This window comes from Leucobacter sp. L43 (genome assembly GCF_016597785.1).
Lineage (GTDB): Bacteria > Actinomycetota > Actinomycetes > Actinomycetales > Microbacteriaceae > Leucobacter > Leucobacter alluvii.
The window spans coordinates 102,203-123,735 of sequence record NZ_JAENJG010000002.1; the positions used below are offsets into that span (position 1 = coordinate 102,203).

A 21,533-nucleotide genomic window follows, 5' to 3' on the forward strand; every position below is an offset into this window, starting at 1 on the left:
GAACCACCGCACCCGTACGCGCGTCGTTGCGGCCAACGGTAGCGCGACACGCGGCGACCCACAACGGGATGAGCTTGACCCGGACCCTGCCGAGTGATCCACTGGCAGCAGGCGGCGCTGAGCTCTGCGCCGCGACGAGGGGGAACAGCATGCTGCGGTGGTGGACTGCGAAAGACGGCGCAGACAAGGTCGGCGCAGATGAGCTGCCGACCACGGCGGCCTCCAGCCCGGGGTACATCCCGTGGGGCAACGGCGCGCGCATCAACCCGTTCACCTTCGGTCTGCTCGGAGCGCTGGGGGTGCTCGTCGCGCTGCTCATCGGCGCGATCATCGGGCAGCTCGGCACAGTGCTCGTCTACGTCGGCGTCGCCCTCTTCCTCTCGCTCGGCCTCGACCCCATCGTGTCGCGCATCGAGCGTCGGCTGCCGAGAGGCGCGGCGGTCGCGGTCGTCGTCGGCGGAGTGCTCCTGGCCTGCGCTGGCATACTGCTCGCGATCGTGCCGGTGCTCGTGAAGCAGATCGGCAACCTGGTCGAGAACGCCCCGCAGATGGTCGGCGACGTCATCCGCTCCGACTGGTACGCGTGGCTCACCGATCAGCTCGGCACGAATTTCGACAATGCCATCTCGGGCGCGCTCGACTTCCTGCAGGATCCCACGAACCTCGGCGAGATCGGCGGCGGCATCGTGGCGGTCGGAGCCGGCATCGCGGGCGGCGTGACCGGAGTCATCATCGTGCTGATCCTGACCCTCTACTTCATGGCATCGATGCGCGCGATGAAGCGGCTCGTCGTGCGATTCGTGCCCGCCTACCACCGCCCCCGCTTCCGGGAGCTGCTCGAAGACGTCTCGGGTGCGGTCGGACGCTATGTGATCGGGCAGGTGAGCCTCGCGCTCTGCAACGGTGTGCTCAGCCTCATCTTCCTCAGCATCATCGATGCACCACTCCCGGCGCTGCTGGCGCTGATCGCGTTCGTCGGATCGCTGATCCCACTGGTGGGCACGCTCTCCGCATCGATCATCATCACGGCGGTCTGCTTGGTGAACTCGCCGACGACCGCCCTCATCGCGGGTATCTACTATCTCGTCTACATGCAGATCGAGGCATACGTGCTGAGCCCGCGCATCATGAGCCGAGCGGTCGCCGTACCCGGATCCCTCGTCGTGATCGCAGCCGTCGGCGGCGGTGCACTCGGCGGCATTCTCGGCGCGCTCGTCGCGATCCCCGTCGCCGCGAGCGTCATCATCATCGTGCAGAAGGTCGTCTTCCCCGCGCAAGACATGAAGCGACTCCCGCCGGGGGAGCGAGCGGTGAGCGAGCCCGAGGCCGAAGCGCAGGCCGAGGCGCTACCGACCACCGGCGCGTGACCCGGGCGCAGGATCGCCCTACTGCTCGACCTGCTCGTTCGAACGCCCGTACGTCTCGAGCAGCCGCAGCCAGATCTCGCTGATCGTCGGATACGACGGCACCGCGTGCCAGAGCCGTTCGAGCGGAACCTCGCCGACGATCGCCACCGTGGCCGAGTGGAGGAGCTCGTGCACGTCGGGGCCGACGAAGGTCGCGCCGACGAGCACCCCGCGATCCTCGTCGACGACCATGCGCGCCGTGCCGCGGTACCCGTCGGCGTGCAGGCTCGCACCGGCGACGCTGCCGATCTCGAAGTCGACGACCCGCGTCAAGACGCCCTGCTTCTCCGCTTCGGCCGCGGTCCATCCGACCGAGGCGACGGGCGGATCGGTGAATGTGACCTGGGGCACCGCGGCGTGGTCGGCGGTCGCGACGTGGCGCCCCCAGCGCTCATCGCGCAGCGCAGTGCCGTTCGCGCGGGCGGCGATCGCGTCGCCGGCCGCACGCGCCTGGTACTTGCCCTGGTGCGTGAGGAGCGCGCGGTGATTGACATCGCCCACGGCGTAGAGCCAGTCGCCGGCGAGGGGTGCGCCGTCGGCGCCGAGCACGAGCAAGGTGTCGTCGGTTTCGAGCCAGCGACCGGGCTCGAGTCCGATCCGCTCCACGCCGAGGTCGGAGGTGCGGGGCACCCGGCCGGTTGCGACGAGGATCTCGTCGGCTTCGACCACATCGCCGTCGTCGGTCGTGACGCGCACCACGCCGTCGTCGCCGCGCTCGACCGACGCGGGCGAGGTGCGGAGACGGAGGTCGACGCCGAGCTCGCGCAGCGCCGCACCGACCAGTTCGCCGGCGAACGGCTCCTGGCCCGAGAGCAGCTCGCTCCGCACGAGAGCGGTCACGTGCGAACCGAGCGACGCGAAGGCGGTGGCGAGCTCGGCCGCGATCACGCCCCCGCCGATGATGGCGAGTCGCGAGGGGATCTGCTCTGCGCTGGTCGCTTCGCGGTTCGTCCAGGGGCTCGATTCGGCGAGTCCCGGAATGTCGGGAAGGAGCGCCGCCGAGCCCGTCGCGACGACGACGGCATGCCGGGCGCTGAGCACGCGCTCGCTCGCCGCCTCGGTCGCCGCGTCGCTCGTCGCCGCGCTCTCCGCAGACCGCACGGTGACCTCTCGCTCGCCCGAGATCACTCCGTGACCGCGCACGAGGTCGATGCCGGCACTCGCCACCCACTCGACCTGGCCCGAATCGTCCCACCCGCTCGTGAAGGCATCGCGACGGCGCAGCACCGCAGCTGCGTCGACCGGGCCGGTGACCGCCTGCTTCGCGCCCTCCAGTCGGCCGGCGGCGCGCACGGCTTCACTCGAACGCAGCAGGGCCTTCGACGGCATGCACGCCCAGTAGGAGCACTCGCCGCCGACGAGCTCGGCCTCGATCAGCGCGACCGTGAGACCGCCCTGGACGGCCCGGTCGGCCACGTTCTCGCCGACGGGGCCGGCACCGATCACAATGACGTCGTATTCACTGGGCATGGTGCTCCTTCTCGATCGCGGCGGTGCTGACCGCATGCTACCGTGGTCGGGTGAACGGTACGAAGCAGACGGCCCTCGGGCGTCAGGAGGTCGGCGGCGGAGCATCCGCCCTCGACAGCTGATCGATCGCTCGGCGATGCGAGCCGCAGGTGCGGCCCCGCCGAGACGCGCTTCCGCGCCCGATCCGGGCGCGCTCCCCATCACACACCGGCCTCTTCCGACGCCGTCGCTCGCCGCGCACCTCTGCCGCGGCCGCACCTCGGAACGCCCCGTACGAACAGGTTCTCCCATGCTCCCGCTCACCGCGGCATCCATCCGCTCCAGCTTCGTCAACGCCTCACGGAAAGAGGTCTCCGTCGCCGGGCTCCCCGAAGACCTCGAGGCCCGCGACTGGGATGCGCTCGACTACTTCGGCTGGCATGATCCGAAATTCGCCAAGCGCGCCTATGTCGTGCTGCCCGCGCCCGACGGCACCCCGACCGGCATCCTGCTGCGGCAGGCCGACGCATCGCCGCAGCGACGGCAGATCTGCGAGTGGTGCCGCGACGCGCGGCTGATCAACGAGGTCGTGTTCTTCTCCGCGCGCCGCGTCGGCGAATCGGGCCGCCGGGGCAACACCGTCGGCACTCTCGTCTGCCGGAACTTCCAGTGCTCCTGGGTCGTGCGCACCGACCCGCCCGTGCCGTACGACGGATTCGACATGGCGGCCGATCGGGAGCGGCGCATCGAGCGCCTGCAGCAGCGGGTCGCCGGGTTCGCCGACATGCTGGTCACCGGACGCTAGCGGTGGCGGGCGGCCGGGTCTAGCGTTGAGGCATGCGCGCGATCGTCATCACAGCAGATCACCGGCTCGAACTCGCCGACGTGCCCGAACCGGCAGCAGGCGACGGCGAGATCCTCATCGACGTCGTCGCCGCGGGGGTGAATCGCGCCGACGTCGCCCAGGCGGCCGGCCAGTACCCGCCCCCGCCCGGAGCCTCCGAACTGCCGGGGCTCGAAGTGTCCGGGCGCCGCCGCGACACCGGCGAGGCCGTCGTCGCGCTGCTCGCGGGCGGGGGATACGCGGAGGTCGTCGCCGTGCCAGAAGCGCAAGTGCTGCCAGCGCCGCCGGCGCTCTCGCTCGCGGAGGCCGGCGGCATCATCGAGGTGGCGGCGACCGTGGTGTCGAACCTCGTGATCGAGGGCGGATTGCGGGCGGAGCCCGCTGGCGGCGACGGGGGAGCGGCACCCGAGCCCCAGACCGTGCTGATCCACGGCGGCACGGGCGGCATCGGCACCTTCGCGATCCAGTTCGCGAGCGCCCTCGGAGCACGCGTGCTGACGACGGTCGGATCGGACGCGGCCGTCGACGAGGTGCGACGACTCGGAGCGAGCGAAGCGTGGAACCGGCACACGACCGACGTGGTGGCGGCGGTTCGCGAGGCGGGCGGAGCGGACATCATCCTCGACGTGATCGGCGGCCCCGCCTTGAACGACAACGTCGCCATGCTGCGCGAGTTCGGGCGGCTCGTCATCATCGGCACGATGGGAGGCGCGACCGGCGAGCTGAACGTCGGAGCCCTGATGGGCAAGCGCGCCCGAGTCATCGGCACCACCGTCCGCTCGCGCGAGCCGCACGACAAGCAGCGGATCCTCGAGCGGACGGCAGAGCTCGTCTGGCCGCTGCTCGAGAACGGCGAAGTCACGCTGCCCGTGCACGCCCGCGTGCCGCTCGCGGACGCCGCACGGGCGCATGAGGTGCTCCGCGCGGGCGGCCATCTCGGCAAGGTGATTCTCGATGTCGGAGAGTGACGCTGCTGCCGAGCCGCTCATCTTCGCGGACGCGGCGGCGTGGCGCGCCTGGCTCGAAGTCCACGAGGACGCGCACGACGGCGGATGGGTGGTGCTCGCCAAGAAAGGCACCACCGCGCCGACGTCGCTGAGCTACCAGGAGGCGCTCGAAGTGGCGCTCTGCAGCGGGTGGATCGACGGCCAGAAGCAGTCGCGCGACGCCGCGACGTTTCAGCAGCGCTTCACTCCGCGGCGAGCCCGCTCGATGTGGTCGAAGCGGAACGTCGACATCATCGCCCGGCTCGACAGCGAGGGGCTGCTGCGCCCGCGCGGGCGGGCGGAAGTGGCGCGGGCGCAGGCCGACGGGCGCTGGGAGCGCGCCTACGCCGGGTCCGCGAGCATGGTCGAACCCGAGGAGCTCACGAGCGCGCTCGCCGCCGAGCCGGCCGCGCGGGCCGCCTTCGACGCGCTGAGCCGGAGCGCGCGCTACAGCGCCCTCCACCCGATCGTCACCGCCGTGCGGGCGGAGACGCGGGTGAAACGCGTCGCCGCGCTCGTCGAGCAGCTGCGGCAGGCCTAGGGCGGCGAAGTTCGGCCGCGCTATTCCACTGGAGGCCACGCGAACCTACGATACTCAGCATGGGGAAACGCAGAGGGCGATGGGGCGCGCTGGCCGCGATCCCGGCACTGGTACTGACCGGCTTCGCAATCGCTGCTTCGCCAGCGTCTGCGGCGACGACGCCGCAGTGGGCTGACTGGACGGAGCTCGCGGGCTCCGGCGGCAACTACTCGACGTCGGTGCAGATCGCAGAGACCCCGGAGCTGAGCGCCGAGATGCAGTCCGACTCCCGCTCGGGGCAGATCGGTGTGATCTCGGGAGCGAGCACCTGGCTCGGGCCCGGCACCCCGGTCGGAGAGAAGTACGGTTCGAGCCGCGATCAGCAATATCTGAACCTGCGGCCGAAAGCAGACACATCCACGGGTGCCTCCACGACGACGTACACGTTCTCGCGGCCGACGCCGACGACCAACTGGACATTCGTGCTCGGCGATATCGACGCCGACCAGGTACAGGTACGGGCCATCGGCCCCTACGGCGTCGCGCTCACCGCCGAGCAGCTCGGCTACAACGGCGGCTTCAACTACTGCGCGCCCGGCATCACGGGGAAGCCCTCGTGCACCGGATCCGCGAACGATGTGCCGCAGTGGGACGCGGCGACCCAGACGCTCACGGGCAACGCCGCCGCGTCCGACACCGCAGGATCGGCCGGTTGGTTCGAACCCACCGCACCGATGAGCTCGCTGACCCTCGAATTCACGAGCCGTCTCGGGTTCCCGATCTACCAAACGTGGTTCGCGTCACTGGCGCGTGACGTGACGGGTACAGTGACCGACGCGAGTGGAACCGGGGCCGGCGTCGTACTCACCCTGACTGACGCTTCGGGCGCGATCATCGGCACGACGACCACGGGGCCGGGCGGCACCTATGCCTTCACCGGAGTGCAGGCGACCGAGGGGTACGCAGTGCACGCGAAGGCGCCCGAGGGCAAGATCGTCTCAGGGGCGAATGCGAAACCGGTGGATCTCGGCAGCGCCGACGCGGTCGCCGATTTCGCGATCCGCGACATCGTTTCCGTTGCCGTCTCCGGCACGGTTCGCGACCTCGACGGGGCTCCGATCCCGGGAGCGATCGTGACGATTCCAGGCGTGGGTGAGATCGCGACGGGACCCGATGGGAGCTACCTCTTCGACGAGGTGCCGATCGGCACCTATCAGCCGACCGTGCAGCTGCCAGGCGGATACACCGTCGTCACGAATCCGCCACCCTTCGCCATCGATGGCTCCTCGGAGGATCCGATCACCGACGTCGACTTCGTGGCGGTCGAGCTGCCTGCGCTCTCGGGCACGGTTTCAGCTGGCGGGTCGGCGTCGCCGGGTGTGACCGTGACCGCGATCGGACCGGGCGGCGACATCCTGAGTACGGTCACCGACGCGGACGGCAATTACGAATTCCCGGGACTCCCGGCAGGCGAGTATCGCATCAGCATTCAGGTGCCGGATGGCGCTGAGAGCGTCGGCCCGGCGGAGCGGACCGTGAGCGTCGCCGCCGAAGACGTCGCGAACATCGACTTCGAGCTCGCACGGGCCGGTTCGGTGAGCGGCATGGTCACGGCCGGCGGAATGCCGGTCTCCGGGGCCACCCTCACGCTCGCCGGCCCCGACGGGCCTCTCATCGGGCTCACGACCGATGAAGGCGTGTACGACTTCAGTGGTCTTCCCGCCGGTGACTACCTGATCACGGTGACCCCGCCCGAGGGCTTCGTCGTCGAAGGCAGCGCTTCGCGATCCGTGACGGTGATGGCAGCCGGCGAGGTCTTCGTCGATCAGGACTTCGTGCTTGTCGCCGACGCTGCGGGGCCGGGAGCCGGCGCGGAAGCTGACGCCGAAGCTGACGCCGACGCGACCGATGCGGCCGACGCCGATGCGACCGCTGGTTCAGGGGCCGACGCTGCCGCTGGGGTCGGGGCCAGTGCCGACGCTGGTGCAGGGGCCGACGCCGGCGCGGGGGCCGGCACGGCGATGGGGGCGAACGTCAATGGAGACGGTACGGGTTCGTCAGGCCTCGCGCGCACCGGCACCGACTTCACCCCCATGCTCGGCGTCGGAGGCGCCCTGCTGCTCGTCGCAGCAGGCACGCTGCTCGTGCTGCGTCGCCGGGGCGTCATCGACGAATAGCGCGCGGGGCCGAGCGGCGTCTCGCGCTCGGCCCCGCAGCATCTTCGCGTGGCGGAACGCTACTGCACCGACCAGCCCCCATCCGATGCGAGGATCGCGCCGTTGATGTTCACCGCGTCGTCGGAGAGCAGGAACGTGATCGATGCGGCGAGGTGCTCGGCCGTGGCGATGGTGGGAATGGTCTGCTGGAACGGGGCCAGTCGAGCGGAGCCCTCCTCCGACATGTTCGGAGGCATCGGGATGCCCGTGGCGACACCGCCGGGGGCGACTGCGTTCACGCGGATGCCCTTCGGCCCGTACATGAACGCCGCCGATTTCGTGACGCCCACGATGCCGTGCTTGCTCGCCGTGTAGGCGTTGCCCGAAGCGTTTCCGCGCAGCGCGGCCTCGCTCGCCACGTTCAGGATCGCGCCGTGCCCGGCAGCCTCCATCGCCGGCAGTACCGCGCGAATCAGCTTGAACGGCGCCGTGAGATTGATCGCGATCACCCGATCCCAGACCGCGTCGGGCGTCTCGCCCGCCGGCGAGAAGTCGTCGTTGATGCCGGCGACATTCGCGAGCCCGTCGATCCGTTGGCCTGCCGCTGCGATCACGCGGTCGATCGCGTCCTGCTGCGTGAGGTCGCCAGCGACAGCGACGATGTCGGCTGCGGGCAGTTCCGCGACGAGTGCGTCGAGCTTCTCGGCCGCGATGTCGCAGGCGATGATGCGGCCGCCCTCCCGTGCGATGCGCGAAGCCGTCGCCTTGCCGATGCCCGACGCTGCGCCGGTCACGATGACCGTCTTGCCGTCGAATCTGCCGGGGGTGACGCGCTCGCTCCACCCGGTCGCCGCGGGCGCATCGGGCATCTCCCCGCCGTTCGCCGCGCGCACCAGGTCGTCGACGACCGACTGCGGCATCGCGCCCTGGCTGAGGACGACGAGCTGCTGGAGGGGGAGCCCGAGCACGGGGGCCAGCGAGTCGGGGTCTGCCCCGGACTGCGCGAGGAGCCCGCGCACGAGCTCGCCTCCCGTCGGATCTGCGAGCCAATCGCCGATGCTGGACTGAGCGGTGAGTGCCATGATGTCTCCTTCGGTGGGAGCGGGCGCGAGGGGAGCCGCGCGAAGCATGTTTCGCAACGGTGCGTCCACTAATGAAACACGTTACACCCGGGTAGCCTGATTGCGTGCCGAGACCTCGTAGTGAATCCGCCCGCCAGGCGGTGCTCGCCGCGATGCGTCGGGCGGTCGCCGGAGCGGGGTACGAGGCGCTCACCATCGAGCAGCTCGCAGCCGACGCGGAGGTCTCGAAGCAGACGATCTATCGCTGGTGGCCGACGAAGGCGGCCATTCTGGGTGAGGCGCTCGTAGCAGGGGTACTGCCGGCATCCCTCCCGCGACCGACTGCAGCAGGCGACGACGCCCCCGACCTCGCGAACGATCTGCTCGCCTGGCTCACGGCCTCCTCGCGACAGCTCCAGCAAACCGAGGGCCTCGGAGTGGCTCGCGCGCTGATCGCCGTCACCGCCTCAGACCCGGCCGTCGGGGCGGCGCTCAATGAGCGCCTCGCGGCTCCGATCCGCGACTGGGTGCAGCAGCTCATCGAGCGCGCCGCCGCGCACGGCGCGCTGCGAGAGGGCGTCGACGCGATCCTGCTCGCCGATCACCTCATCGCGATCACCGCGTATGCGGCGCTCACCGGCACGGTGCACAGCGAACAGCGCCTGCGCGGCATCGTCGACCAAGTCATGCACGGAATCGTCGCGACGCCGCCCGTCCGCTAAGCCGGCGCCGACTTCGGGGCTCCCGCTGATCGCGCACCGCCCCGAGATCGGGCCCGATCCCGAATGTTCTCGCACCGCCCGTGAGCGTTGCGTCAGCATCCGCGCGAACGCCGTATGGATTCCGTGAGGATCGCCCGGCACCCCGCGCCGCGGGTGTTCGATCAGGAGATGAGCCCGATGGACGGGCCCCCGGCCGGAGCATCGGTCGGCGCTTCTCGATTGGAGATCCCGTGTTGGATCTGGTCACCGTACTGGGCATGATCGCGGTCTTCGCGCTCATCGGCGTGCTGGGCAAGGCGGTGGAACGACTGTGATCGTCTTCGAACTGCTCGCCGCCGTGCTGGCCCTCGGCGCACTCGCGTACCTCATCGTCGCACTCGTGAAACCCGAGCGATTCTGATGGCCACCACCACGGCGCTCCTGGCGCTCGCATCGATCGCGACCGTCGCACTCGTGCTCGTCGCCCTCTACCGGCCGTTCGGCGACTACCTCGCCTGGACCTACACGTCTCGGAAGCACTGGCGCGTCGAACGGATCATCTACCGCATCATCGGGGTCGACGGACAGACCGAGCAGACCTGGCGCGCCTACCTGCGCGGCGTGCTCGTCATCTCCGCCGTCGGCGTGCTCATCGTGTACGCGCTGCAGCGGCTGCAGCCGTGGCTGCCCTACGCCCTCGGTCTCCCCGCGCCGTCGGAGCACCTCTCGTTCAACACGGCGGCGTCGTTCGTCACCAACACGAACTGGCAGTCGTACTCGCCCGAGCAGACGCTGGGATACGCCGTGCAGATCGCGGGCCTCGCCGTGCAGAACTTCGTCTCGGCCGCCGTCGGCATGGCGGTCGCGATCGCGCTCGTGCGCGGTTTCGCCGCGCGCCGCTCCGGCACGATCGGGAACTTCTGGGTCGACCTCACCCGCGGCACGGTCCGCGTGCTGCTGCCCCTGGCGACGCTCGCCGCCGTCGTGCTCGCGCTGGGCGGCGTCGTGCAGAACTTCGCCGGATTCACCGATGTGACGACGCTCACCGGGGCGACGCAGAGCATTCCCGGCGGCCCCGTCGCCTCCCAGGAGGCGATCAAGCTCCTCGGAACGAACGGCGGCGGATTCTTCAACGCCAACTCGGCCCATCCGTTCGAGAACCCGACGCCGTGGACCAGTCTGGTGCAGATCGTGCTCATGCTGCTGATCCCGTTCAGCATGCCGCGAGCATTCGGGCGCATGGTCGGCGATACTCGCCAGGGCGTCGCGATCGTGAGCGTGATGGGTGTGCTGTACCTCGCATCCTTCACCATCCTCACACTGCTCGAGAGCGCGGGTCGCGGAACGGCGCCCGAGCTCGCCGGGGGCGCCCTCGAGGGCAAGGAGTGGCGCTTCGGCATCGTGGGGTCGACGCTGTTCGCGACGACCAGCACGGGAACGTCGACGGGGGCCGTGAACTCGATGCACGACTCGTACACCTCGCTCGGCGGGATGCTGCCGATGCTGAACATGATGCTCGGCGAGGTGTCGCCAGGCGGCGTCGGATCGGGGCTCTACGCCATTCTCGTGCTCGCCATCATCACCGTCTTCATCGCCGGCCTGCTCATCGGCCGCACGCCGGAGTACCTCGGCAAGAAGATCGGCACTCGCGAGATCAAGCTCGGGGCCATGTACATCCTCGTCACGCCGACACTGGTGCTCGCAGGCACAGCACTGAGCTTCGCGCTGCCGGGGGTGCGCGACGACGTCGTCTCGACGTCGATCTGGAATCCCGGGACGCACGGCCTCTCCGAAGTGCTCTACGCATTCACCTCCGCGGCGAACAACAACGGCTCGGCCTTCGCCGGACTCACCGCGAACACGCCCTGGATGAACAGCGCCCTCGGCGTCGCGATGCTGCTCGGCCGCTTCGTGCCGATCGTGCTCGTGCTCGCGCTCGCCGGTTCGCTGGCGGCGCAGGATCGTGTGCCGACCACTGCCGGCACACTGCCCACCCACCGGCCGCTGTTCATCGGCATGCTCACCGCGGTGACCGTGCTCGTCACCGCGCTCACCTTCTTTCCCGTTCTCGCGCTGGGTCCCCTGGCTGAAGGGCTGATGTCATGATCGCCATGCTCCGCGCCGCACTTCCCGGCGCTCTCCGAAAACTCGACCCCCGCCAGCAGTGGCGCAACCCGGTGATGTTCATCGTGTGGGTCGGGGCGGTGCTCACCACGGTGCTCGCCGTGGCGGAGCCGCTCCTCGGCGGACCGCAGGACTCGGGCGGTTCCCCGGTGCCAGGCGTCTTCACCTGGGCGATCGCCCTCTGGCTGTGGGTGACGGTGCTTTTCGCCAATCTCGCCGAATCCGTCGCCGAGGGGCGCGGGAAGGCGCAGGCAGATTCGCTGCGTCAGACCCGGTCGACCACCACTGCCCAGCGCATCGCGCACTACGACGCCACCGGCGACGCGGCGGCGCAGCGCGCCGAGCTGGAGCCGGTCGCCTCTTCGGATCTTCGTCTCGGCGACCACGTCGTCGTGCAGGCCGGCGAGCTGATCCCGGGTGACGGCGACATCGTCTGGGGGATCGCCTCGGTCGACGAATCGGCGATCACCGGCGAATCGGCCCCCGTGGTGCGCGAGTCCGGCGGCGACCGATCGGCGGTCACCGGCGGCACGCGAGTGCTCTCCGATCGCGTCGTCGTGCGCATCACGTCGATGCCGGGCGAGACCTTCGTCGACCGCATGATCGCGCTGGTCGAGGGCGCAGCCCGTCAGAAGACGCCGAACGAGGTCGCCCTGAACATCCTCCTCGCGAGTCTCTCGATCATCTTCGTGGTCGTGGCGCTCACCCTGAACCCGATCGCGAGCTACGCCGCGGCGCCGGTCAGCGTGACCGTGCTCGTCGCACTGCTGGTGTGCCTGATTCCGACGACGATCGGCGCCCTGCTGAGCGCCATCGGGATCGCGGGGATGGATCGCCTCGTGCAGCGCAACGTGCTCGCCATGTCGGGGCGCGCGGTCGAGGCGGCGGGCGACGTGACGACGCTGCTGCTCGACAAGACGGGGACGATCACCTACGGCAACCGCCGAGCCAGCGCGTTCCTGCGACTCGACGGAGTGCGAGAGCACGAGCTCATCGACGCGGCCGCACTGTCGTCGCTCGCTGATCCCACACCCGAGGGGGTCTCGATCGTGGAACTCGCCGACGCGGAAGGCGGACGCTTCGACCGGTCGCCGTCGGGCGAGATCGTGCCCTTCACCGCACAGACCCGCATGTCGGGGCTGGACCTCCCCGACGGCACGCGGATCCGCAAGGGTGCCGGGTCGGCGATCCTCGCCTGGGTCGAGGCGGCCGGGGAATCGGGGGAGTCGAACGGTGCGGGGGCCCCGAACGGCGTTCCCGAGCCGGTGCGGGTAGAACTCGAGCAGCGCGTCGCCGAGGTCTCTCAGAGCGGCGGCACGCCGCTGGTCGTCGCCGAGCAGCGCCCCGGCGGCCCGGCGCGGATCCTGGGCGTCGTCCACCTGAAGGACGTCGTCAAGGAGGGCCTCCCCGCGAAGTTCGAGGAACTCAGGGCGATGGGGATCCGGACCGTCATGATCACCGGTGACAATCCGCTCACCGCAGCCGCCATCGCCCGCGAGGCCGGCGTCGACGACTTCCTCGCGGAGGCTACCCCAGAAGACAAGCTCGCCTACATCCGCAAGGAGCAGGAGGGCGGCAACCTGGTCGCGATGACCGGCGACGGCACGAACGACGCGCCGGCGCTCGCTCAAGCCGATGTCGGGGTCGCGATGAACACGGGCACCTCAGCGGCGAAAGAGGCCGGCAACATGGTCGACCTCGACTCCGACCCGTCGAAACTCATCGACATCGTGCGCATCGGCAAGCAACTCCTCATCACTCGCGGCGCGCTCACGACATTCTCGATCGCGAACGACGTCGCCAAGTACTTCGCCATCATCCCGGCGATGTTCATGGGCGTCTTCCCGCAACTCGCAGTGCTCAACATCATGGGGCTGCACTCGCCGGCCTCGGCGGTGCTCTCGGCGATCATCTTCAACGCCATCGTGATCGTGTTCCTCATCCCGCTCGCACTGCGCGGAGTCCGCTTCCGCGCCGGAAACGCCTCGCAGATCCTCGGACGAAATCTCGCGATCTACGGCCTCGGCGGGCTCATCACCCCGTTCGCGGGCATCTGGCTCATCGATCAGGTCGTCCGCCTGATCCCCGGGTTCTGACATGCGACGACTCCGCTCCCATCCCACCGCTCCGCACCTCACAGAAAGGCGACTCGCATGCACGCACGCACTCGTCTCCCCGGTCGTCCGCTGATCCGCACGCTCGGCGTCGCGCTCCGCGCAATGGCCCTCTGCACACTCGCCCTCGGCATCGCGTACCCGCTGCTCATGACGGGCGTCGCGCACCTGGTCGCACCCGCGCAAGCCGCAGGGTCGCTCGTCACCGGACCGAGCGGCGTCGTCGTCGGATCATCGCTCCTCGGACAGCCGTTCGCCGACGACGACGGCGCGCCGTCGGCCGAGTACTTCCAGCCCCGACCTTCGGCAGCGGGCGACGGATACGACGGCGCCGCGTCCTCCGGGTCGAACCTCGGCCCGGAACACGCCGACCTCATCGCCGCGATCGAAGAGCGACGCACCGAGATCGCCGACTTCAACGGCGTCTCCGAAGCTGCGGTTCCCGCCGACGCCGTCACCGCGTCGGCCTCCGGCCTCGACCCGCACATCAGCCCCGCGTACGCGCAGATCCAGGTGGACCGGGTCGCCGCAGCACGAGGCCTCGATGCGGCCGACGTGCGATCGATCGTCGCGGAGCACACGAGTTCGGCGGATCTCGGATTCCTCGGACAGCCACGAGTCAATATCCTGGAGCTCAACGTGGCGCTCGACGCCGCGCACCCCGCACCGGTAACCGAATCGCAGCTCGATGAGCAGCAGGACGCGAAGCCCAGCGGGTCGTCCGGCGAATCCGAGGAGTGACGATGACGAAACGGGGGCGTCTCCGCGTGCTGCTCGGCGCCGCCCCCGGTGTCGGCAAGACGTTCGCCATGCTCGAGGAGGCCAGGCGAATCCGGGCCGACGGCGTCGACGTGGCGATCGCTTTCGTCGAGACGCACGGGCGCGCGGCGACCGCAGCCATGGCCGACGGACTTCCAGAGGTGGCGCGCACGACCGTGACGCACCGCGGGGTCGCCCTGGAGGAGATGGATCTCGATGCCGTGCTCGAACGGCATCCGACCGTCGCCCTGGTCGATGAGCTCGCGCACACGAACGCGCCCGGCGGCGCGCACGAGAAGCGCTGGCAGGACGTCGACGTGCTGCTCGCAGCCGGAATCGACGTCATCTCGACACTCAACATCCAACACATCGAATCGTTGAACGACGTGGTGGAGCAGATCACCGGTGCCCCGCAGCGCGAGACCGTGCCCGACCGCTTTCTCCGCGGCGCGGACCAGATCGAGGTCGTCGATCTCGCCCCGCAGGCCCTGCGCGACCGGCTCGCGAGCGGCACCGTCTACCCGGCCGAACGCATCGACGCGGCGCTCTCCAACTACTTCCGCATCGGCAACCTCACCGCACTGCGCGAGCTCGCGCTGCTGTGGCTGGCCGATGAAGTCGACCAGGCGCTCAAGGGATACCGTGCCGAGCACGGCATCAGCAGCACCTGGGAGGCGCGCGAGCGGGTCGTCGTCGCGCTCACGGGAGGGCCCGAGGGGGAGACCCTGCTCCGACGCGGGGCCAGGATCGCCGCGCGCTCGGCCGGCGGCGAGCTGCTCGCGGTGCATGTCTCGAGCCAGGACGGGCTGCGCACGGAGCACCCCGCCGCGCTCACCCAGCAGCGGGCCCTCGTCGAGAAACTCGGCGGCACCTACCACCAGGTGATCGGCGAGGATGTGCCGACAGCGCTCGTCGAGTTCGCGCGCTCCGTGAACGCGACCCAGCTCGTGCTCGGCGCGAGCCGGCGTGGTCGTGCCGCTGCGGCGCTGACGGGGCCGGGGATCGGTGCCACCGTGGTGCGAGAATCGGGCGACATCGACGTGCACATGGTGAACCACGCCGAAGGCGTGCGCCGCCTCGCCCTGCCGCGCCGCACCGGAGCGCTCACCGCGCGGCGCAGACTGCTCGGCTTCGCACTCGCGATCGTCGGCGGCCCGCTGCTCACGTGGCTGCTCGCCTCGGTGCGCAGCGACGACTCGATCACGAGCGACGTGCTCAGCTATCAGCTGCTCGTCGTGCTCGTGGCGCTCGTCGGAGGCATCTGGCCGGCGCTCTTCGCGGCGGTGCTCTCCGGCCTCACGCTCGACTTCTTCTTCATCGAGCCCCTGTACGCCGTGCACATCCACGAGCCGCTCCACCTGCTCGCGGTCGCGCTGTACGTGGTCATCGCGGTGCTCGTGAGCGTGATCGTCGACCGCGCGGCGAGGTACACGCGTGCGGCGCGCAGGTCGGCCGCCGAAGCGGAGCTCATCCAGACCATCGCCGGCAGCGTGCTGCGCGGCGACGACGCGCTGCAGGCCCTGGTCGATCGCACGCGGGAGGCGTTCGGGCTCCGCGCCGCACGTCTCGTCGATGCGACGGGCGCCGAGCTCGCCGCATCCGGACAGCCGACGACGCCCTCCCGCGACGGCATCGAGATCCCCGTCGGAGCCGACGCGACGCTCGAGCTCAGCGGCGCCGAGTTGGCCGCCTCCGAGCGCCGTCTGCTCACCGTCGTCGCATCGCAGCTCTCGGCGGCGCTCGAACATCGCCGGCTCGAGCGCACGGCGCGCGAGATCGAGCCGATCGCGGCGTCCGACCGCGTGCGCGGCGCCCTGCTCTCAGCGCTCAGCCATGACCTGCGCCGCCCGCTCGCCGCCGCGACCGCCGCCATCGGAGGGCTCCGAGCGGCCGGCATCTCCCTGAGCGCCGACGACCGCCGGGAACTCCTCGACACCGCGGCCGAGAGTCTCGACGGGCTCGGCGCCCTCGTCACCGACCTGCTCGACGTCACGCGCATCCAAGCCGGGGCGCTGTCGATCCGCGTCGCCTCGACCGACCCGGAATCCGTGATCGCCCCCGCGCTCGACGAACTCGGGATGGGGCCGAACGAGGTGTCGCTCGCGCTGCAGCACGGGGACGCCTCGGTGCAGGCCGATCCCGTGCTGCTGCAGCGCGTTCTGGTGAATCTGCTCGCGAACGCGTCGCGCTACAGCCCCGCGGGAGAGCGCGTGCTCGTCAACACGAGCACCTTCGCCGATCGCCTCGAGATCCGCATCATCGACCACGGGCCGGGCATCGCAGCGGAGAAGTACGACGACATCTTCGTACCGTTCCAACGCCTCGGCGATACCGACAACTCGACTGGGCTGGGACTCGGGCTCGCCCTGTCGCGCGGGTTCGTCGACTCGATGCACGGCACGCTGCTGCCCGAAGACACGCCGGGCGGGGGCCTCACCATGGTGGTCTCGCTCCCAGTGACGCCCGCCGTGCCAGTGTCCGATTCCGCACCGACTGGAGACCTCAGCTGATGAAGATCCTCATCGCCGACGACGATCCGCAGATCTTGCGCGCGCTGCGCATCACGCTCACCGCGAAGGGATACGACGTGTTCGTCGCCGCAGACGGCGCCCAGGCGATCGCGGCGGCGATCGACCATCGCCCAGACCTCTTCCTGCTCGACCTCGGCATGCCCATGCTCAACGGCATCGAAGTGATCGAGGCGATCCGGGGATGGTCGCAGGCGCCGATTCTCGTGGTGTCAGGTCGGGCGGGCGCCGCCGACAAGGTCGACGCGCTCGACGCCGGCGCCGACGACTACGTGACGAAGCCGTTCGCCATCGAGGAACTGCTGGCTCGCATCCGAGCGCTCTCGCGACGCGTGGTGCGCGATGCAGCGGTGCCCGTGGTGCGGCTCGGCGACGTCACGGTCGACCTCGCGGCGAGAAGCGTCACCCGCTCTTCGCCGGAGGGGGAGCAGCAGATCAGACTCACCCCGACCGAGTGGCAGGTTCTGGAGCTGCTGATCCGCAACCCGGGCCGTCTCGTGACGCGGCAGACGCTGCTCACCTCCATCTGGGGTTCCGAGCACATCGAAGACACGGGGTATCTCAGGCTCTACCTGTCGCAGCTGCGGAAGAAGATCGAGGCTGATCCAGCCAACCCCGTCCACCTCATCACGGAGGCCGGCATGGGCTACCGCTTGGAGCACGTCACCTCCTGAGCCTTAATCGCCCACTCGCGCCTGTCGCGCGCACGTGTCGCGCCCGTGACGCGCCTGCGCCGCGCCGCGCCATGAGCTCGGGCGAGATCTGCAACGTCCCCGTCCCCGTCCCCGTCCCCGCGGTCGGGGTCACTTGCGGAGTGTGTCGAGCGCCCTTCGCGGTGCGACACGCTCCGCAAGTGACCCCGACCGAAAAGAAGCGGTAGTGAGTGTTGCCGAGTAGCGGTACCTAGTGTTACTCTCTAGCTGTAGTCAGTAACACAGAGTAGCTAGGGGCGGCGCATGGCCACGCAGATGACCGAGATGCTGAAGGGCACCCTCGAGGGGATCGTGCTCGCGATACTCGCGGAGCGCTCGGCGTACGGATACGAGATCACCGCATCGCTGCGAGAACGCGGCTTCGATGACATCGCCGAGGGCACGATCTACGCCCTGCTCGTGCGCATCGAGCAGAAGGGGCTCGTCTCGGTCGAGAAGGTGCCCTCGGAGAAAGGCCCACCGCGCAAGGTGTACTCGCTCGGCGAGGCGGGGCGGGCACGGCTCGCGGAGTTCTGGGAGTCCTGGGACTTTCTCGCCGCGCACATCGACGGACTGCGCGCTCCGGCGAACCCCGGAACGCAACCCACCCCTGCGCCTGGCGCGAATTCGGCGCCCGGCACGAACCCTGATTTCCGCACGAATGGAGTACACGCATGACCGCGAAATGGATCGAGACGCTCACGGGCTCTCTCGAAGAGAAGAAGCAGTACAAGGCCGCGACAGCACGCATCGAGGCGCTGCCCGCGCCGTACTCGGATGTCGCCCGAGCGTTGCAGCGCTACTTCCTGTACTACGGCATGATCAGCGACGGATCGGTGCTCACCGCAATGGTCGCGGACCACGCGGACCTGTGGGAACGCGCAGCGCTCGACGGCGCCTCGGTGCGCGACATCATCGGCGACGATCCGGTGGAGTTCGCCGAGACGTTCGCCGCCGCGTACTCCGACAAGCAGTGGATCGACAAGGAGCGGGCGCGCCTGCGCACTGCGGTCGCCGCAGCCGAGTCCACGGGCGATCGTCGGGAGCGATCATGAACCCGACTCTGCAGCGATCCGCGGCGTTGAGCGTGCGCGGGATCGCGAAGTCCTTCGGCACCACTCCCGTGCTGCGCGGCGTCGACTTCGATGTCGAAGCCGGCACGGTCTTCGCCCTGCTCGGATTGAACGGGGCGGGGAAGACCACGCTGATCCGCATTCTCGCCACCCTGCTGCAGCCGGACTCCGGCACCGCGACCGTGCTCGAGCGCGATGTGGCGGGTGAGCCGGAGTCCGTGCGGCGGGCGATCAGCCTCACGGGTCAGTTCGCCGCGGTCGATGAGGTGCTGACCGGCCGCGAGAATCTGCATCTCGTCGCTCGGCTCCGCCACGTGGACCGGCCGGCGCAGGTCGCCGACGAGATGTTGCGCAGGTTCTCGCTCGACGAGGCCGGGGACCGGCGGGCGGGGGAGTACTCGGGCGGGATGCGACGGCGACTCGACATCGCCATGAGCCTGGTCGGCGATCCTCCGATCCTCTTCCTCGACGAGCCGACCACGGGCCTCGACCCGCAGTCGCGCATCGAGGTGTGGAACCTCGTCCGTGAGCTTGTGGCGGCGGGCACCACGGTGCTGCTGACGACGCAGCACCTCGACGAGGCGGAGCATCTCGCCGATCGCATCGCGATCCTGCACGAGGGGCGTATTGCGCGTCAGGGCACCCTGGCCGAGCTCAGAGCGCTCCTGCCGAGACGGCAGCCCGTGCTCATCGAGCCGGAGCCGACGCTCGAAGACATCTTCCTCGCGCTCGTCTCGAACGCGTCCGAGCCGGTTGCCGGAGCGGGGGCGGACTCATGACCGCGCACGCGCTCGCCGATGCCGGCGCGCTCACCGGGCGTTCGCTGCGGCATGTTCTGCGCAGCCCGGACACGATCATCACGACGGTCGTGACGCCCGTCGCCCTCATGCTGCTGTTCGTCTACGTGCTCGGCGGAGCGATCCGCATCGACGGCGCAGGGGCGTACATCGACTACATGCTGCCGGGGATCCTGCTCATCACGGTCGCCTCCGGGGTCGCATACACCGCATACCGGCTCTTCCTCGATCGGCAGAGCGGCATCTTCGAGCGTTTCAGGTCGATGCCGATCGCCCGTTCGAGCGCGCTCTGGGCGCACGTGCTGACCTCGATGCTCGCGAATCTCGTATCGGTGGCCGTGGTGGTGGGCGTCGCACTGCTCATGGGGTTTCGCACGAGCGCCTCATTCGGTGCGTGGCTCGGCGCCGTCGGCATCATCGCGCTCTTCACGCTCGCACTCACCTGGATCGCTGTCGTCGCAGGGCTCACCGCGCGATCGGTCGACGGCGCGAGCGCGTTCAGCTACCCGCTGATCTTTCTGCCGTTCGTCAGTTCGGCGTTCGTGCCGACCGATTCGATGCCGGGGCCGGTGGCCTGGTTCGCGCAGCATCAGCCCGTGACGGCGATCGTGGATACGCTGCGGGCGCTGTTCGCGGGGGAGCCGATCGGAGCCGAGATCTGGGTGGCGCTCGCGTGGCTGCTCGCGATCCTCGTGCTCGCAGCCGGAGCGGCGACGCTCCTCAGTCGTCGCCGCTCGTAGGCGCGGGCGGTGCGCCCCGCCGCCGCGCCCGCCGCCCCGCCGCCCCGCCCGCCGCTCTCCGCAAGCGGGGTCAGTTCGGGAGGGTGTCGGGCGCTGCAAGAGCTGCGACACCCTCCCGAAGTGACCCCGTTCGTGCGCGGGTCACGGCTTCGGCGCGCTCGCCGGCTCCCAGATGTAGATGCCCTCGCGCTGCTCCTCCTCGTCGCCTGGCCTCAGCGAGATGCCCTTGCGGTCGCGCAGCAGCAGCGTGGCGATGAGGCCGATCACGGTCATGCCGACCAGGTAGAGCGTGACCGAGGTCGACGTTCCCGTGGTCTGCTGCAGCCAGGCGGCGATGGTCGGAGCGAACGCGCCGCCGAGAATCGCGCCGATCGCGTACGAGATCGAGACGCCCGAGAACCGCACGGAGGCGGGGAACATCTCGGAGTACCAGGCCGACTGGGGGCCGTAGGTGAAGCCGAGTCCGACCGTCAGCAGCATGAGCCCCGACGCGAGCAGTACCGGGTTCGCGGTGTTCACGAGCGGGAACAGCGCGAAGAGCGCGGCGCCCTGCAGGATCCAGCCGAAGATGTACGTGGTGCGACGGCCGATGCGGTCGCAGATCCACCCCGCGATGAATGTCGAGATGAGCCACGTGACCGATGAGGCGGTCACGGCCCAGAGCACGTCGCCGCGGTCGAGGCCGACGGGGCCCTCGGGGTTCGTCGCGTAGTTCTGCACGTATCCGCCGGTCGTCATGTACCCCACCGCGTTGTTGCCGGCGAAGACGAGTGCGGCGAGGATCACGAGCGGCGTGAAGCGCGCGAACAGTTTGACGATGGGGGCGCCGGTCTGCTCCTTGCGTTCGGCGATCTCGGTGAACACGGGGCTCTCCTCGACCCGGCGTCGCACCCAGTAGCCGACGAGGATCAGGACGATGGAGAACAGGAAGGGGATGCGCCAGCCCCAGTCGAGGAAGGCGTCCCCGGGGAAGATGATGTTCATGATCGCGAGCATCGCGCTCGCGAGAAGCAGGCCGATCGGCACGCCGATCTGCGGCATGGCGCCGTAGAGCCCGCGACGGTCGCGCGGAGCGTGCTCGACGGCCATGAGCACGGCACCGCCCCACTCGCCGCCGGCGGAGACGCCCTGCAGGATCCGGAGCAGGATGAGGAGGATCGGCGCCGCGATGCCGATCTGACTGTAGGTCGGGAGGAGGCCGATGAGCACGGTGGCGGCGCCCATGAGGATCAGTGTGACGACGAGCACGATGCGGCGGCCGAAGCGGTCGCCGAAGTGGCCGGCGAGGAACGCGCCGAGGGGGCGGAACAGGAAGCTGATGCCGACGGTGAGGAAGGCGAGGATCGTGCCGACGCCCGGGCCGGCCGGTTCGAAGAAGAGCTGGCTGAAGACGAGACCTGCCGCTGAGGCGTAGATGAAGTAGTCGTACCACTCCACGGTGGTGCCGACGACGGTGGCGAAGGCGACCCGACGCCGATCGCTGGATGTGGCGATCGTACCGGTCGGGGTCAGCGATCCTGATGCGGATGCTGGTGACATGCGGACACTCCTTTGTGACGGGATTCGGCGAGGTGACACACCTG

General features: G+C 69.7%; 19 protein-coding genes. 16 read left to right on the forward strand and 3 right to left on the reverse strand.

Annotated features, from left to right (window positions below; translation table 11 throughout):
• Positions 1 to 68 precede the first annotated feature (68 nt).
• A complete protein-coding gene (locus JE033_RS09730; RefSeq protein ID WP_234037423.1) occupies positions 69 to 1,367 on the forward strand; it encodes an AI-2E family transporter in 1,299 nt (432 codons plus the stop codon).
• A gap of 18 nt (positions 1,368 to 1,385) precedes the next feature.
• Here JE033_RS09730 and JE033_RS09735 read toward each other — a convergent pair whose 3' ends face one another.
• Positions 1,386 to 2,876 carry an NAD(P)/FAD-dependent oxidoreductase gene (locus JE033_RS09735; RefSeq protein ID WP_200331275.1) on the reverse strand — a complete coding sequence of 497 codons (1,491 nt, stop codon included), beginning with the start codon at positions 2,874 to 2,876 and terminating at the stop codon, positions 1,386 to 1,388.
• Between the two features lie 289 nt (positions 2,877 to 3,165).
• Between JE033_RS09735 and JE033_RS09740 the strand changes: the two genes are divergently transcribed.
• The 4 genes from JE033_RS09740 to JE033_RS09755 are packed head-to-tail and all read left to right on the forward strand — an operon-like array spanning position 3,166 to position 7,382.
• The gene (locus tag JE033_RS09740) at positions 3,166 to 3,660 is read left to right on the forward strand and encodes an FBP domain-containing protein (protein WP_200331277.1); all 495 of its coding nucleotides are present in this window, start codon (positions 3,166 to 3,168) and stop codon (positions 3,658 to 3,660) included.
• Between the two features lie 32 nt (positions 3,661 to 3,692).
• A complete protein-coding gene (locus JE033_RS09745; RefSeq protein WP_200331279.1) occupies positions 3,693 to 4,667 on the forward strand; it encodes a zinc-binding dehydrogenase in 975 nt (324 codons plus the stop codon).
• Positions 4,654 to 5,226: a YdeI family protein gene (locus JE033_RS09750; RefSeq protein ID WP_090151133.1), complete on the forward strand. Its 573-nt coding sequence runs from the start codon at positions 4,654 to 4,656 to the stop codon at positions 5,224 to 5,226. The genes JE033_RS09745 and JE033_RS09750 overlap by 14 nt, the downstream gene beginning before the upstream one ends.
• Before the next feature lie 59 nt (positions 5,227 to 5,285).
• On the forward strand, positions 5,286 to 7,382 hold the full coding sequence (locus tag JE033_RS09755; protein WP_200331281.1) for a collagen binding domain-containing protein: 2,097 nt from the start codon (positions 5,286 to 5,288) through the stop codon (positions 7,380 to 7,382).
• 59 nt (positions 7,383 to 7,441) lie between these two features.
• Here JE033_RS09755 and JE033_RS09760 read toward each other — a convergent pair whose 3' ends face one another.
• Positions 7,442 to 8,443, reverse strand: a complete 1,002-nt coding sequence (locus JE033_RS09760; RefSeq protein ID WP_200331283.1) for an SDR family NAD(P)-dependent oxidoreductase — start codon at positions 8,441 to 8,443, stop codon at positions 7,442 to 7,444.
• 104 nt (positions 8,444 to 8,547) lie between these two features.
• Between JE033_RS09760 and JE033_RS09765 the strand changes: the two genes are divergently transcribed.
• From JE033_RS09765 to JE033_RS09815, 11 genes are all read left to right on the forward strand, one after another.
• The gene (locus JE033_RS09765; protein WP_336662437.1) at positions 8,548 to 9,144 is read left to right on the forward strand and encodes a TetR/AcrR family transcriptional regulator; all 597 of its coding nucleotides are present in this window, start codon (positions 8,548 to 8,550) and stop codon (positions 9,142 to 9,144) included.
• A 310-nt stretch (positions 9,145 to 9,454) separates the two neighbouring features.
• Positions 9,455 to 9,544: a potassium-transporting ATPase subunit F gene (locus tag JE033_RS09770; RefSeq protein WP_090151121.1), complete on the forward strand. Its 90-nt coding sequence runs from the start codon at positions 9,455 to 9,457 to the stop codon at positions 9,542 to 9,544.
• On the forward strand, positions 9,544 to 11,229 hold the full coding sequence (gene kdpA, locus JE033_RS09775) for a potassium-transporting ATPase subunit KdpA (protein WP_200331285.1): 1,686 nt from the start codon (positions 9,544 to 9,546) through the stop codon (positions 11,227 to 11,229). Before JE033_RS09770 ends, kdpA begins: the two co-directional genes overlap by 1 nt.
• On the forward strand, positions 11,226 to 13,343 hold the full coding sequence (gene kdpB, locus JE033_RS09780) for a potassium-transporting ATPase subunit KdpB (RefSeq protein WP_200331287.1): 2,118 nt from the start codon (positions 11,226 to 11,228) through the stop codon (positions 13,341 to 13,343). Before kdpA ends, kdpB begins: the two co-directional genes overlap by 4 nt.
• Before the next feature lie 57 nt (positions 13,344 to 13,400).
• Positions 13,401 to 14,102 carry a potassium-transporting ATPase subunit KdpC gene (kdpC, locus tag JE033_RS09785; RefSeq protein WP_200331289.1) on the forward strand — a complete coding sequence of 234 codons (702 nt, stop codon included), beginning with the start codon at positions 13,401 to 13,403 and terminating at the stop codon, positions 14,100 to 14,102.
• Positions 14,103 to 14,104: 2 nt separating this feature from the next.
• The gene (locus JE033_RS09790; protein WP_200331291.1) at positions 14,105 to 16,630 is read left to right on the forward strand and encodes a DUF4118 domain-containing protein; all 2,526 of its coding nucleotides are present in this window, start codon (positions 14,105 to 14,107) and stop codon (positions 16,628 to 16,630) included.
• Entirely contained in the window at positions 16,630 to 17,322 is a 693-nt protein-coding gene (locus tag JE033_RS09795; RefSeq protein WP_090151107.1) for a response regulator, read from the forward strand. The genes JE033_RS09790 and JE033_RS09795 overlap by 1 nt, the downstream gene beginning before the upstream one ends.
• A gap of 282 nt (positions 17,323 to 17,604) precedes the next feature.
• On the forward strand, positions 17,605 to 18,018 hold the full coding sequence (locus tag JE033_RS09800; RefSeq protein WP_234037424.1) for a PadR family transcriptional regulator: 414 nt from the start codon (positions 17,605 to 17,607) through the stop codon (positions 18,016 to 18,018).
• The gene (locus JE033_RS09805) at positions 18,015 to 18,395 is read left to right on the forward strand and encodes a DUF1048 domain-containing protein (protein ID WP_200331293.1); all 381 of its coding nucleotides are present in this window, start codon (positions 18,015 to 18,017) and stop codon (positions 18,393 to 18,395) included. Before JE033_RS09800 ends, JE033_RS09805 begins: the two co-directional genes overlap by 4 nt.
• Positions 18,392 to 19,192, forward strand: a complete 801-nt coding sequence (locus tag JE033_RS09810) for an ABC transporter ATP-binding protein (protein WP_200331295.1) — start codon at positions 18,392 to 18,394, stop codon at positions 19,190 to 19,192. The genes JE033_RS09805 and JE033_RS09810 overlap by 4 nt, the downstream gene beginning before the upstream one ends.
• Positions 19,189 to 19,950: an ABC transporter permease gene (locus JE033_RS09815; RefSeq protein WP_200331297.1), complete on the forward strand. Its 762-nt coding sequence runs from the start codon at positions 19,189 to 19,191 to the stop codon at positions 19,948 to 19,950. Before JE033_RS09810 ends, JE033_RS09815 begins: the two co-directional genes overlap by 4 nt.
• 141 nt (positions 19,951 to 20,091) lie before the next feature.
• On the opposite strand, the gene JE033_RS09820 is transcribed toward JE033_RS09815, so the two are convergent.
• Positions 20,092 to 21,489 (reverse strand): MFS transporter, encoded by a 1,398-nt coding sequence (locus JE033_RS09820; RefSeq protein ID WP_090151095.1) that lies wholly within the window; start codon positions 21,487 to 21,489, stop codon positions 20,092 to 20,094.
• Positions 21,490 to 21,533 lie beyond the last annotated feature (44 nt).

Excerpts from the sequence above, each read along its gene's own strand:
- JE033_RS09730 (WP_234037423.1), top strand. The coding sequence starts at position 69 with ATGAGCTTGACCCGGACCCTGCCGAGTGATCCACTGGCAGCAGGCGGC.
- JE033_RS09735 (WP_200331275.1), bottom strand. The coding sequence starts at position 2,876 with ATGCCCAGTGAATACGACGTCATTGTGATCGGTGCCGGCCCCGTCGGC.
- JE033_RS09740 (WP_200331277.1), top strand. The coding sequence starts at position 3,166 with ATGCTCCCGCTCACCGCGGCATCCATCCGCTCCAGCTTCGTCAACGCC.
- JE033_RS09745 (WP_200331279.1), top strand. The coding sequence starts at position 3,693 with ATGCGCGCGATCGTCATCACAGCAGATCACCGGCTCGAACTCGCCGAC.
- JE033_RS09750 (WP_090151133.1), top strand. The coding sequence starts at position 4,654 with ATGTCGGAGAGTGACGCTGCTGCCGAGCCGCTCATCTTCGCGGACGCG.
- JE033_RS09755 (WP_200331281.1), top strand. The coding sequence starts at position 5,286 with ATGGGGAAACGCAGAGGGCGATGGGGCGCGCTGGCCGCGATCCCGGCA.
- JE033_RS09760 (WP_200331283.1), bottom strand. The coding sequence starts at position 8,443 with ATGGCACTCACCGCTCAGTCCAGCATCGGCGATTGGCTCGCAGATCCG.
- kdpA (WP_200331285.1), top strand. The coding sequence starts at position 9,544 with ATGGCCACCACCACGGCGCTCCTGGCGCTCGCATCGATCGCGACCGTC.
- kdpB (WP_200331287.1), top strand. The coding sequence starts at position 11,226 with ATGATCGCCATGCTCCGCGCCGCACTTCCCGGCGCTCTCCGAAAACTC.
- kdpC (WP_200331289.1), top strand. The coding sequence starts at position 13,401 with ATGCACGCACGCACTCGTCTCCCCGGTCGTCCGCTGATCCGCACGCTC.
- JE033_RS09790 (WP_200331291.1), top strand. The coding sequence starts at position 14,105 with ATGACGAAACGGGGGCGTCTCCGCGTGCTGCTCGGCGCCGCCCCCGGT.
- JE033_RS09795 (WP_090151107.1), top strand. The coding sequence starts at position 16,630 with ATGAAGATCCTCATCGCCGACGACGATCCGCAGATCTTGCGCGCGCTG.
- JE033_RS09800 (WP_234037424.1), top strand. The coding sequence starts at position 17,605 with ATGGCCACGCAGATGACCGAGATGCTGAAGGGCACCCTCGAGGGGATC.
- JE033_RS09805 (WP_200331293.1), top strand. The coding sequence starts at position 18,015 with ATGACCGCGAAATGGATCGAGACGCTCACGGGCTCTCTCGAAGAGAAG.
- JE033_RS09810 (WP_200331295.1), top strand. The coding sequence starts at position 18,392 with ATGAACCCGACTCTGCAGCGATCCGCGGCGTTGAGCGTGCGCGGGATC.
- JE033_RS09815 (WP_200331297.1), top strand. The coding sequence starts at position 19,189 with ATGACCGCGCACGCGCTCGCCGATGCCGGCGCGCTCACCGGGCGTTCG.
- JE033_RS09820 (WP_090151095.1), bottom strand. The coding sequence starts at position 21,489 with ATGTCACCAGCATCCGCATCAGGATCGCTGACCCCGACCGGTACGATC.